Annotated in this window: 5 protein-coding genes; 2 read left to right on the top strand and 3 right to left on the bottom strand. The window is 42.8% G+C overall.

Annotated features, from left to right (window positions below; all coding sequences use genetic code 11):
- Positions 1-26 precede the first annotated feature (26 nt).
- Complete coding sequence (locus ACFTRD_RS16600; protein WP_379381948.1) at positions 27-9,848, top strand: amino acid adenylation domain-containing protein; 9,822 nt, start codon at positions 27-29, stop codon at positions 9,846-9,848.
- A 211-nt stretch (positions 9,849-10,059) separates the two neighbouring features.
- Positions 10,060-10,242 (top strand): YjfB family protein, encoded by a 183-nt coding sequence (locus ACFTRD_RS16595; protein WP_379381946.1) that lies wholly within the window; start codon positions 10,060-10,062, stop codon positions 10,240-10,242.
- Positions 10,243-10,342: 100 nt separating this feature from the next.
- On the opposite strand, the gene ACFTRD_RS16590 is transcribed toward ACFTRD_RS16595, so the two are convergent.
- From ACFTRD_RS16590 to ACFTRD_RS16580, 3 genes are all read right to left on the bottom strand, one after another.
- Positions 10,343-11,077: an HAD family hydrolase gene (locus tag ACFTRD_RS16590; RefSeq protein WP_379381944.1), complete on the bottom strand. Its 735-nt coding sequence runs from the start codon at positions 11,075-11,077 to the stop codon at positions 10,343-10,345.
- A 69-nt stretch (positions 11,078-11,146) separates the two neighbouring features.
- The gene (locus ACFTRD_RS16585; protein WP_379381942.1) at positions 11,147-12,196 is read right to left on the bottom strand and encodes a zinc-dependent alcohol dehydrogenase; all 1,050 of its coding nucleotides are present in this window, start codon (positions 12,194-12,196) and stop codon (positions 11,147-11,149) included.
- A 34-nt stretch (positions 12,197-12,230) separates the two neighbouring features.
- Complete coding sequence (locus tag ACFTRD_RS16580; RefSeq protein ID WP_379381940.1) at positions 12,231-13,469, bottom strand: aspartate aminotransferase family protein; 1,239 nt, start codon at positions 13,467-13,469, stop codon at positions 12,231-12,233.
- Position 13,470 lies beyond the last annotated feature (1 nt).

The following is a 13,470-nucleotide window of genomic DNA, read 5'->3' as shown; positions in this document are numbered from 1 at the left end:
AATTATAAATGTGATCGGGGTGCCGTATGTCTATTTTTAAGAAACAAGAAATGTATTGGGCAAATCGCTTTGAAGACGATGATTATCTGGTTCATTTGCCTTATTGTAAAACGACTTCAACGCACATAGACGATACACAGCATCAGAAGTATATATATAAGCCTTTGTCGGCCCACGTGTCACATCAAATCAAGTCCATCTCGAAAAACGCTCCAATGGCGATTTATACGATATTACTAACTGGAGTGACGTGTCTGTTATATAAATACACCAATGAATCCAAAATGATTATTGGCATGCCAACGCTGGAAGAAAAGAATAATGAACTTTCACTGTCCAATAAATATTTAATATTAAAAAATAATATCGATCGCACGATGTCATTTAAATCCGTGTTTAATCAAGTGAAGGTAAGTTTAAGTGAAGCCATCCAGCATCAACGAATACCCTTCAGAAAGATGGTCGAGCATTTAAACGTTCAATATGATTCGAACCAGTTACCTATGATCCATTCGATAGTTTCTTTGAAAGAAATTCATTCAAACTTGGATGAGAATAACGTAAGAGCAGCGACGATGTTTCATTTTGACCTAGAGAACGATGGTGTTCAATTGAAACTCGCTTATGATGAGGAGCGTTATGATCGAGATTTTATAGTCCAAGTTACAGAACATCTGGACCAATTGTTTTCTGTCGTGTTGAGTCAGCCTGACTTGGAATTAAGTGAAGTGGAGATGCTTTCAGAGTTTCATAGAAACCAATTGTTAGTTGACTTTAACGATACGGTCGCGGATTATCCAAAGAACAAGATGATGCACCAATTAGTTGAAGAGCAGGTACAACGAACACCGGATCATGCAGCTGTGGTATTTGAGAACAAACAGCTCACGTACAGCGAGCTAAATCAACGAGCAAACCAATTGGCCCGGACACTTCAATCCAAGGGTGTGCAGGCGGGGCAGTTGGTTGGGATTATGGCAGAACGCTCACTTGAGATGATCGTAGGTTTACTCGGGATTTTAAAAGCCGGAGGAGCCTATGTTCCTATTGACCCGGAATATCCGGAGGAGCGTGTTCATTTTGTACTGGAGGATTCCAAAGTGAACCTCTTGCTGCTGCAAAGTCATATACAGAAGCCGGTACATTTTGCGGGGACATGTATCATTCTTGATGATGAACAGAGTTACCACACCAATCCTTTGAACGTAGAGTCTGAAGCGAGTTCAACTAACTTGGCATATGTGATCTATACATCAGGCACAACTGGAAACCCGAAGGGCGTTATGATCGAACATAACAGCATTGCAAATTCTCTTCAGTGGAAATCGGAATTTTATAGCTTTACTGGAGAAGATCGGGTATTAATGCTGAATCCATTCGTGTTTGATTCGTTTATTACCCATTTTTTTGGTCCGATTATATCTGGCTCGACGGTGTATTTGTTAAATCAGCAACAATGTAAAGATGCTGTAGCAATCAATGCATTAATTAAAAAACAGGAAATCACGCACATCCAAAGCCCGCCCAGTTTTTTGATGACCCTGGTGGAACAAGTGAGCGCAGAAGATTGGGCTTCCATGAAAAATGTTGTTGCTGCGGGAGAGAAGATAGTTCCGGCCTTGATCCACAGATTGCAGCAAATCAATCCGCACATCGAAATATGCAATGAATATGGTCCAACCGAAAATAGCGTCGTTTCAACGGTTCTTTTGATCCACTCAGCGGATCAAAAGATTTCTATTGGCAGGCCAATTGCCAATAATAAAGTCTATATTTTAGGGGAAGAGAATGGATTGCAGCCTATTGGAGTACAGGGAGAATTATGTGTAGCAGGAGCAGGGCTCTCCAGAGGTTACTTGAACCTGCCAGACCTGACAGTGGAGAAATTCGTAGATGATCCGTTTGTTACGGGCGCAAAAATGTACAAGACGGGTGACTTTGCAAGATGGCTGCCGGATGGGAACATTGAATATATAGGAAGGGTGGATCATCAAGAGAAAATTCGTGGATACCGGATCGAACTTGGCGAAGTGGAAAAGGCTCTTCTAAACACATCCACGATACAAGAGGCCATCGTCTTGGCCAGAGAAGATGAAACGGGTACTAAACAATTATGTGCATACTTGGTCGGGAAGAATGCAATAACGATAGGGAAACTGCGAGAAGAACTGTCCAGACAGCTGCCAAACTATATGATCCCGTCCTATTTTGTACAACTGGATCAGATGCCGCTCACGTCCAATGGGAAAATCGACCGCAAAGCGCTGCCAGCACCAAAAGAAAATATGTTGAAGGGAACGGATTACGAGGCCCCACGAACGATGGTGGAACAACAACTCGCAACCATCTGGGAAGACTTACTTGGTGTGGAGAACATTGGGGTGACGGATAATTTCTTTGAGCTCGGAGGGGATTCGATTAAATCCATTCAAGTTTCTTCGAGATTATATCAAGCGGGCTATCAGGTTCAGATGGAACATTTGTTTAAGTATCCTACCATAGCAAGTTTAATTCCCTATGTCCAACCGATTAGTGCGATGTCAGAGCAGGGATTCATCACGGGTCAAGTGATGCTGACTCCAATTCAGCATTGGTTTTTTGAACAATATAAAGTGGATGCCCATCATTATAATCAATCGGTCATGTTATATCGGAAGGAAGGTTTTCATGATGCCACACTTCGCCATGTATTAAATAAGATTAGTGAGCATCATGATGGCCTTCGTATGGTATACCGCCAAACGGAACAAGGGTATGAAGGATGGAATGAAGGGGAGGAAAAAGTACCTTTATACACGCTTGAAGTAATGGACTTAAAGGCATTGGCAGATCCATCTGAACAGATCGAGAATAAAGCCAATACAATTCAGAGCAGCTTTAACTTGGATCGTGGTCCCTTGATGAAGATAGGATTGTTTCAATGTGCAGATGGAGATCATTTGTTGATCGTTATTCATCATTTGATCATCGACGGAGTTTCATGGCGAATTTTGATCGAAGATATCTCTAAAGGGTATGAACAATTAAGTCAGGAAGAACCGATTCATCTACCCCCAAAAACAGATTCATTTCAATTATGGGCAGAAAAGCTCAAGTTGTATGCGGACAGTGAAGTCATTGAACAAGAGCTTGAATATTGGAATGAAATAGAACAAACCGCATATGAACCGTTGCCTAAAGATATCAGACAAGATCATGCACTGGAAAAAGACAGTGAAGAAATAATAGTGGAATGGACAGCAGCAGAAACGGAGCAGTTATTGAAACAAGCGAATCGTGCCTATAAAACGGAGATTAACGATTTGCTGCTTAATGCCTTAGGAATGTCTATTCATCAATGGACTGGCATGGATAAAGTTCTGGTCAATCTGGAGGGGCATGGACGAGAGCAGATTATACCGGATCTGGATATTACACGTACGATCGGATGGTTTACGAGCCAATATCCTGTTGTATTAAATATGGAAGCAAGTTCAAGTTTGTCTCGTCTCATCAAGACAAACAAAGAAAATCTTCGCAAAATACCCAAAAAAGGAATTGGTTATGGTGTTTTAAGGTATTTAAGTGGACTTCAGAAAGAAGCTCCTTTTACCTTGAATCCAGAAATCAGTTTTAACTACTTGGGACAATTTGATCAGGATCTACAGAATAGTGCGATGCAGATCTCACCCTACTCGAGCGGAGCGACAGCTAGCATAAACCACAGAAGAAACCATCTTATTGACATAAACGCCTTAATTATGGAAGGCAAATTGTCTGTGACACTTCGGTATAGCCGCACCCAATATCGTAAAGAAACGATGGAGCAATTGACGAAATGTTTTAGAGATTCGCTGCAACAATTGATCATGCATTGCGTCACGAAAGTGAAACCTGAAATCACACCAAGTGATATTTCTTTAAAAAGAATCACGATTGAGGAACTGGAGGAATTTGCACATCAATCTGAGCATATCGGTGAAATCGAAGATATATATGCTTTGTCGCCCATGCAAAATGGAATGTTTTTTCATCATCTTCTCCAATCCAATTCTGAAGCTTATTTTCTTCAAACGACGCTTGATCTTCATGGGTCATTAGACGTGGAGGCATTCTCGAAGAGTGTGGATCAGTTGATGCAACGAAATGCTATATTCAGAACGAACTTCCACAGCCAATGGAAGAATGAACCACTGCAAGTCGTATACCGTCATAAAAAGAATGGACTTGTATACGAAGATTTGCGTGAAATGAATGAAGACGATCGTGAAGCATACGTGGCATCCTATACAAGAGAAGACAAAAGGAAAGGTTTCGACTTGTCTAAAGATGTATTAATGCGTATCTCGATCTTGCATACCCATGATGAAACCTATCGTTTTATTTGGAATTATCATCATATTTTGATGGATGGATGGTGTCTATCTCTTGTAATACAGGAGTTGTTCGACGGATATTTTGCTATACAAGAACAACGAAAACGGGAGGACAGGGTAGCGATCCCATACAAACAATATATAGAATGGCTGGAAAAACAAGATCATGAACAATCTTTGAAATACTGGAGTGACTATTTACAAGACTATGATGAGCAAACCACGTTGCCGAAAAAACATACAATTACGAATCGTAATGAATATCGTTCAGAGAATATGATTTTTACACTAAGTACAGAAATTACCGGCCAATTGGCGCAAGTGGCCAGTCAGAATCAGGTAACCCTGAATACGTTAATGCAGACTGCGTGGGGAATTTTACTTCAGAAATATAATGGCAGTGAAGATGTTGTATTCGGGAGTGTGGTATCGGGCAGACCTGCGGCAATCGTCGATGTTGAAAGCATCATTGGTTTATTTATTAATACCATTCCTGTACGTATTCAGGCTCAAGGAAACGAGACATTTATAGAGATGATGAAGCGTAATCAGGAACAAGCGGTTGCTTCACATCCTTACGAAACGTATCCATTATATGAGATTCAAGCGGTTACTCAGCAAAAACAAAATCTGATTGATCATATCCTGGTGTATGAAAATTATCCCGTGCAAGGCATTGTGGAGCAGTTTGGGGATCAGGAGAAAACAGCTCTTCAAATTACCAATGTAGAAGCGGATGAACAAACGAATTATGATTTTAACCTGATTATCAAACCGGGTGAAGAAATGAAATGGATGTTCTATTACAATGCAAACGTCTATGATCGAGCAAGTGTAGAACGCATTCAAGATCATTTGATCCATTTGATGGAGCAAGTGATCAATAATCCACATATCCATGTCGATGAAGTGGAAGTCATCACAGCACGGGAGAAATCGCAAATCTTAGAAGGTTTTAATGATTCCATGGCCGACTATCCATTGGACAAGACCATTCATGGATTGTTTGAAGAGCAAGCGGTGCGAAGACCTGAACAAGTGGCGGTTGTATTTGAGGATCAACACTTGACCTATAAAGATCTGAACGAAAAAGCCAATCAATTGGCAAGAACGCTGAAGGTCAAAGGGATTCAGGCGGATCAGCTCATTGGAATTATCGCTGAACGATCGCTCGACATGGTCATTGGAATTCTTGCGATTTTGAAGGCTGGTGGAGCATATGTGCCCATTGACCCCGAATATCCAGAGGAGCGTATTCGTTATATGCTTGAGGATTCAGGCGTAGAAGTATTATTGCTGCAAAGCCATTTGCGCGCACGCATATCTTTTGCAGGAGAGGTTGTCTGCCTGGATCAACCCAAGTTTTATCACGAAGATCATTCAAATCTGGGAACGGCCGCTGCTCCAACGAGTTTGGCATACGTGATATATACTTCAGGAACGACTGGTAAACCGAAAGGGACGTGTATTGAACATAAAAATGTCGTTCGTTTATTGTTCAATAGTAAAAATTGTTTTGATTTTGATGCATCAGACATATGGACGTTGTTTCATTCCTTTTGTTTTGATTTTTCGGTATGGGAAATGTATGGCGCGTTGCTTTATGGCGGAAAATTAGTCATCGTACCCCAAATGACGGCAAAAAGTCCAGAACAATTTTTAGAATTGTTAAAACATGAGCAAGTGACGATATTGAACCAAACGCCAACATACTTCTATCATCTTCTGCAAGAAGAACGGAAAGATCGTGGAGAAGAATTGAAATTAAGAAAAGTGATTTTTGGAGGAGAGGCACTCAATCCGGCATTATTAAAGGATTGGAAGATAAAGTACCCATTCGTACAGTTAATTAATATGTATGGGATAACGGAAACAACGGTTCATGTAACCTATAAAGAAATAACTGGAGTTGAAATACATGCAGGAAAGAGCAATATTGGCAAACCGATCCCAACGTTACAAACGTACATTTTGGATAAACACCAACGAATTCAACCGATTGGCGTTCAGGGAGAGTTATATGTAGCAGGTGAGGGGCTTGCCAGAGGTTATCTGAACCGATCTGATTTAACAGCAGAGAAATTCGTAGATAATCCGTTTGTTACAGAAGGGAAAATGTACAGAACGGGAGATGCCGCGAGGTGGCTGCCAGATGGGAATATTGAATATCTGGGACGGATCGATCATCAAGTGAAAATTCGCGGTTACCGAATTGAGCTTGGTGAAGTGGAAACAGCGCTCTTGAGAATAGACTCCATTCAAGAAGCAGTTGTTATTGCTCGTGAAAATAATGATGGATCAAAGCATTTGTGTGCATATTGGAAAGGCAATAATTCCTTAACAGCTAAGAAAATCAGAATGGCATTATCCCAGGAAATACCGGATTATATGATCCCGTCCTATTTTGTTCAATTAGAGCAAATACCGTTAACATCTAATGGGAAAATTGACCGAAAAGCATTGCCATCTCCAGAGAAAAGCATGCAAAAAGAAACAGAATATATGGCGCCACGAAACGCTATAGAACAAACGATCGTCTCTGCATGGGAATCCGTACTTGGCGTTCAAAAGATCAGCATATCCGATAATTTCTTTGAACTCGGGGGCGATTCCATTAAATGCATTCAAGTTTCTTCACGACTTCTTCAAGCCGGGTATAAAGTGGAAATGAAGCATTTCTTCACCTATCCGACCGTTGCGGAGCTAAGTGTACACGTTACCTCAGTGAGCATGGTTTCTGACCAAGGGGAAGTTACGGGACAAGTCATACTGACGCCAATTCAGCGGTGGTTCTTTGATCAAAACATGGTGGATGCACATCATTACAATCAGGAAATGATGTTCTATCGAGAAAAAGGATTTGATGTCCAATTCGTTTACAACGTGATGAATAAGATAGTGAAGCAACATGATGCTCTTCGTATCGTTTATCGTCAGACTGCGGAAGGCGGATATGAAGCGTGGAATCGAGGGGGAGAGGAAGGCGAATTATTCAATCTTGAAATTGTTGACCTCAAAAAAGAAGTGAATCCTGCACCCATCATCGAAAAAAAAGCGAAAGAAATTCAGAGCAGCATGGATCTGACTCAGGGACCTTTGGTCAAACTGGGCTTGTTCCAATGTGCTGATGGGGATCATTTACTTATTGCCATTCATCATTTGGTAGTGGACGGGGTTTCATGGCGTATCTTATATGAAGATATTCAGTCAGGACATGACCAGTTCTTGAGAGGTCAAGAAATCCGGCTTCCACAGAAAACAACTTCGTTTAAACAATGGGCAGAACAATTGTCTATGTTTGCAGATAGCGCTACGATGGGGCAAGAGGATAACTATTGGCGTCGTCTGGAGAACATGGAAATAAGCCCGCTGCCCAAAGATGCTGATTATGATGAGACGACCGGGAAAGACAGTGAAACGATAACCCTTCAGTGGACAGTAGCGGAAACCGAGCAATTATTAATGCAGACACATCGTACGTATAATACGGAAATTAATGATCTATTGCTAACGGCATTGGGGATGGCTATCCATGCATGGACAGGCATGGAACAAATCGTCGTAAATCTGGAAGGACACGGTAGGGAAGCGATCCTTCCGGATCTGGATATTACGCGTACAGTGGGCTGGTTTACAAGTATGTACCCCGTCATTCTTGAGATGGAAGCTGGGATAGATGTATCGAGAAGGATTAAGACCGTCAAGGAGAGACTGCGGCAGATCCCAACCAAAGGCATTGGTTACGGAATTTCAAGGTATTTGTCACACAGAGAGGAAGGAATCATTTGGGAGAAACATCCCGAAATTAGTTTCAACTATATGGGACAGGTGAATCAGGATTCGGACAATGATGGTATTAAATTCTCATCTTATTTCAGCGGACCATCCGTAAGTGAGAACAATAAGAGACCGTTTGTACTAAATATCAATGGCATCGTTATCGAGGGAAGATTGTCACTGACTATTAGCTATAGTCGAAGACAGTATCGACAGGAAACGATGGAGCAACTGGCGAGTTTCTATAAGGAAAGTCTTCATGAAGTGATTGAGCATTGTGTTATGAAGGAACAAGTCGAACTTACACCAAGTGATATTTCCTGTAAGTCATTAACCATGGACCAATTGGATCAAATCGTGGAACAAACCCGGCAGATCGGTCGAATTGAAAATATATATCCACTAACACCATTACAGAAGGAAATGCTGTACGAAAGTGAACGAAATCCAATATCGGGCGCTTACTTTGTACAAATCATGTTTGACATGCGTGGGGATTTCGATAGTGCCTCTTTTGCACAGAGCCTGGATCAATTAATGCAAAGGCATGCGATATTAAGAACTAATTTTTACAGTGATTTCATCGACACCCCTCTTCAAATCGTGTATCAAGAGAAGAAATTTGAATTCAACTATGAAGATGTTACGGGCACAAGTGAACGGCAACGTAAGACGTATGTTGACGAGTATATCGAGCAGGATAAGGCAAGAGGGTTTGACTTAAAGCAAGATTCTCTAATTCGCATGTCTGTCTTACGAACAAAACCTGAGGAATACCGCGTCATCTGGAGCTTCCACCATATTTTGATGGACGGCTGGTGTATGTCTTTGGTAAGTAAAGAGATGTTTGAGAATTACTTTGCGATTCTGGAGAACAGAAAACCTGAAATGACGCTAGTAACGCCGTATAGTCAATTTATTGAATGGTTGGAAATGCAAGATAATAAAGGAGCCATAACTTATTGGAGTCATTACTTGGAAGGTTATGAAGGGCAAACAAAATTGCCAGGAGAACAAATCAAACCCAAGCATAAGAGACAAGATTCCAGAACACTGACCTGCTATTTGGATGATGGTTTAATCCAGCAAATGAAGCAGGCGGCGGAGGAGCATCAGGTTACCATGAGTACGTTAGTGCAGTCCGCCTGGGGTGTATTGCTGCAGCAATATAATGAAAGTAGCGATGTTGTATTTGGCAGTGTTGTATCGGGTAGGCCACCTGCTATTCCTGGGATCGAAAGTATGATTGGATTATTTATTAATGCAATCCCTGTTCGTATTCACTCCAAGGGCGAAGAATCGTTTATATCCCTGTTGAAGAGGAACCAGGAGCAAGCTGTTGATTCACATGCGTATGATACGTATTCGTTATATGATATTCAAAACCTAACCAGGCAAAAGCAATCACTGATTAATCATGTGGTTGTTTATCAGAATTTTCCTGAGAAGGATCGGATGGAGAACTTGGGCAAAAAAGGTGAAAGACCGCTTGAAATTATGAATGTTCAGGGTAAAGAGCATAATAGTTTTGATTTTACGTTGATCGTAAAACCCCATGAGAAGATGAAGATCATATTGATGTACAATGCTAATGTGTATGGCCTATCCACTATGGAACAGATTCAACAAGATTTTATTTCCATGCTTAAACTTGTGGTCACGAACCCGGAAGTTAAAATAAATGAACTTGGATGGATTACGACGGGTCGTATGTAGCGCACGTAAAACGTAAAAGGAAGAAAATAAGTCAATGATCTTGAACGATCATTGACTTATTTTCTCTAATTTAATCTGCGCTCACGAATCTGGGGTGGAAACATCACCGTTTAAGGCGTGGATGTTTGTAAATTCTTTCAACATTTACACCGTCTTGTCCGATATATAATAAGTACGCCCAAATGACTGGAAAACGAAAGGAGTACAGAATATGGATATTGCAGCACTATCAATGGCCATGAGCCAGGTTTCGGTAGCACAAACGGCAAGCTTGCAGGTGATGTCCATGTCGAAGGACATGGCAGAGCAGCAAGGCCAGCAATTGACTGAAATGTTAAAGTCGGTTCCGGCTCCTCATCCTAATCTGGGTAGCAGTCTGGATATTTCAGTCTAGATGATAATGAAGTAAACGTTCTCCCGTTACATTTGCAGCAAGCAAAGCCCAAACAGCTCCAATTCGATGAATTGAAGCCGTTTGGGTTGTTTAGTTTGTCTTAGTTCTTCGTCAAGCTTGGTGATCTGCCTTCAAACGGCAGTGTATCCTTCAGTGTCCATAACTCATCGTAACTGGATATCTGAAGATCGGCTTTGGACAAGTCCTGATCGCCTGATCCCGGATTGCGATATCCGATACAGCGCATGCCTGCACTCTTGGCGGCCTGAACACCATTGCGCGAATCTTCAATTACAAGACAGTTTGAAGGAGATGCTCCAATCATTTCAGCTGTAGTCAGGAAAATATCCGGAGCCGGTTTGCCATTTGCAACTTCTTCGCCTGTCATTCGGACCTCGAAGTATTTTCCAAGTCCGGTCTTGTCCATGATCAGATCGATCAATGCACGTGGAGAGGAAGAAGCAACGGCTATTGGAATGTGCTGCTCATGCAACCAGCTTAACCAGCGTTCCACGAAAGGCATGGCCGTTAGCTTCGGGTGAGCTAGCATCGTTTGCATCACATTATGCTGATGGTAGGCGAGAGCTTCTTCTATGGTAGCCGTTAACTGGTGCTTGTCCAACACTTGCCGCCACATCGATTCCAGCGTAACTCCAACATAGGTGTGATGTTCCGCTTCCGTCATCACTGCGCCAAAATGGGCAAAAGAGCTGCGCTCAATCTCGAAATAAATCGGTTCGCTGTCAATCAGTACGCCATCCATGTCAAATATGACCGCTTGAATGAGGTCATCATTAGCCGCTCCCAGCCTTCCAAACTCCTTGTTTGCTACCATGTTGTATTCCTCCTCCAGGATTCTGTAAAGCTATCTCTAATCTATCTTATTTTTGTGCAATACTCCATTTTAGAAACTGGAACCGCTGGATTGCAGCACGACTTTAATAGCATGGGAGGAAGCCTGAAGTGTGCGTCCCTGAATATCGCAGCCAAGCGTGCGGAATGCCTCTTCATAATCCTCCAACGGAAAGGAGTGGGTAATGATTTTTTTCGCCGGTATAATCTGCTGTTCAATCATGTAATGTGCTGTTGCGAAAGTTCCCAGAGAATCGATGGAACCAATAATCTTCAGACTGCGGTCCACAACTTCTTTTGGATTGAAAGATGTGTTTCCATCTCTCAGACCCACCAGCATCAGATACCCGCCGCTGGCGAGTTGGGAAAGTACTTGGGTTCCTACGACGCCCGTCGTATCCACAATCATATCGACCTGATTGGTTTCAGGTGCCAGTGACTCTATTGCATTTTCGAAGGAGGAATGAACGTCCCAACGATCGGGTGCAATGGAACCGGCAATGGCCAAACGTTCTTCGGAGATGTCGACCAGACAGCCCGTAACGCCTTTGGAGGCGAGCGCATAACTGTATAGAATGCCAATCGGGCCTGCACCGAGGATAATCGTTCTGAAATTCGGCAGCAGATGGATCTGATTAATACCCGTAAGCATGCAGCTGAGCGGTTCTGTGAGGGTCGCTTCCTCATAACTAACGTGGTCCTTTAATTTATACAAAAAGCGATCCTCGGTCACATAATAATCTGTGAATGTTCCATCAGCACTTACACCCGTCTCCGTAACCGACTTATGTGTGCAGTGATTTTGTCTGCCTGTTCTGCACATGTCACATTGTCCGCAGTAGTAGGTAGGATCGATGACAACCCGGTCACCTGGTTGCAGTGTTGTTACAGCAGAGCCCACCGCAATGACTTCCCCGGCAGACTCATGACCGAGAATGACGGAAGGAACCGCATGATATTTGCCGCTGACGATACCGAGGTCGGTACCGCATACGCCCGTTGCCCGAATACGAACCAGCACCTGATTATCTCTAGTGATCTCCGGGACAGGTCGCTCCTCTAATGATACATCCCAAGCTGATTTGTATACTAATGCAAGCATGATATAACCTCCTTATAATAGTATGAATAATTTATTAATGGATGCTGGCAAGCACGGAGTCCAGCCGTTCTACAATCTCAACGAGTTCATCTTCGGTTGTGGTGAGGGAAGGTCTGACTTTGACCACATTGCCGAAGCCATAACGTGAACCTCTTAAAATCAGGTGCTCATCCGTAAAGGCACGGTCGATAATGGCATTGGTTTTATCTGTATCCGGTTCATTGTTGTCTCCAACCATTTCCAATCCCCACATCAGACCGACTCCGCGAGCTTCGCCAATACTCGGGTACTTCATTGCGAGATCGTTCAGCAACCTGCCGAGAATTTCGCCTTTACGTTTTACGTCATCCAGAAATCCGGGTTCGGATACAACCTCCAAGGTTGATTTGGCAGCCGTAACAGAGATCAGATTGCTTCCAGAAGTGAAGGAGTGTTCATGCTTTTCCAGTACGTTCAGCCGGGATTGCATCAATACCGCAGCAACAGGCACGCCGATTCCGCCGAGACCTTTGGCCAGGGTAATCATGTCAGGCTGGATATCGAACAGTTCGCTGGCGAACATGTACCCGGTACGTCCTATTCCCGTCTGTACTTCGTCAGCAATTAGAATAATGTTGTATTCATCACACAGTTTACGCAGGCGTTTGAAATATCCAGCAGGAGGAATGATATTGCCGCCATTGCCGAGGATCGGTTCAATGATCATGCAGGCAACTGAGCCAGAGCTTGCATATTCTATAGCATCGGAGATTGCTTCAACGCATTGATATCCGCAGTCTCCGCTTGAAGATTTGAATGGGCACCGATAGCAGTATGGTGCAGGTACATGAACAGAGTTGGCAACCGCCGAATTTGGAAACCGTTTCCGCCGGAAGGCATTTCCCGAAATACCGGTCGCAAACTGGGTCTGACCATGGTGGGAAAGGTACAGGCTAATAATGTCTGTGGATTGGGTATATTTCTGAGCAATTTTAGTCGCACATTCGTTTGCAGTTGAACCTGTGATATCCCGCATCCATCCGGCGTTGATATCGTTTGGTGCGTATTCAATCAAATGATCGAGTACTTCATCCACATAAGGTTCAGTGAAGGAGGAAGACATATGCGTCAGATTGCCGACTTGTTCCTGAATTTTGCTTACGACATGCGGGTGATTGTAGCCCAGTGACAGATTGAACGTTCCGGATACACCATCCAGATATTCAACGCCTGAATCGTCAATCAACTTAATCCCTTTTCCGGTTCTGAAACGGTTTTTGGTTAAAGTTTGCATA

It is taken from the genome of Paenibacillus sp. NPDC056933 (genome assembly GCF_042674385.1).
In the GTDB taxonomy this organism is placed as follows: domain Bacteria; phylum Bacillota; class Bacilli; order Paenibacillales; family Paenibacillaceae; genus Paenibacillus.
This window is presented reverse-complemented; position numbering and strand designations above follow the sequence as displayed.

Coding starts and splice junctions, on each gene's coding strand:
- ACFTRD_RS16580 (WP_379381940.1), bottom strand. CDS start 13,469: ATGCAAACTTTAACCAAAAACCGTTTCAGAACCGGAAAAGGGATTAAG.
- ACFTRD_RS16585 (WP_379381942.1), bottom strand. CDS start 12,196: ATGCTTGCATTAGTATACAAATCAGCTTGGGATGTATCATTAGAGGAG.
- ACFTRD_RS16595 (WP_379381946.1), top strand. CDS start 10,060: ATGGATATTGCAGCACTATCAATGGCCATGAGCCAGGTTTCGGTAGCA.
- ACFTRD_RS16600 (WP_379381948.1), top strand. CDS start 27: ATGTCTATTTTTAAGAAACAAGAAATGTATTGGGCAAATCGCTTTGAA.
- ACFTRD_RS16590 (WP_379381944.1), bottom strand. CDS start 11,077: ATGGTAGCAAACAAGGAGTTTGGAAGGCTGGGAGCGGCTAATGATGAC.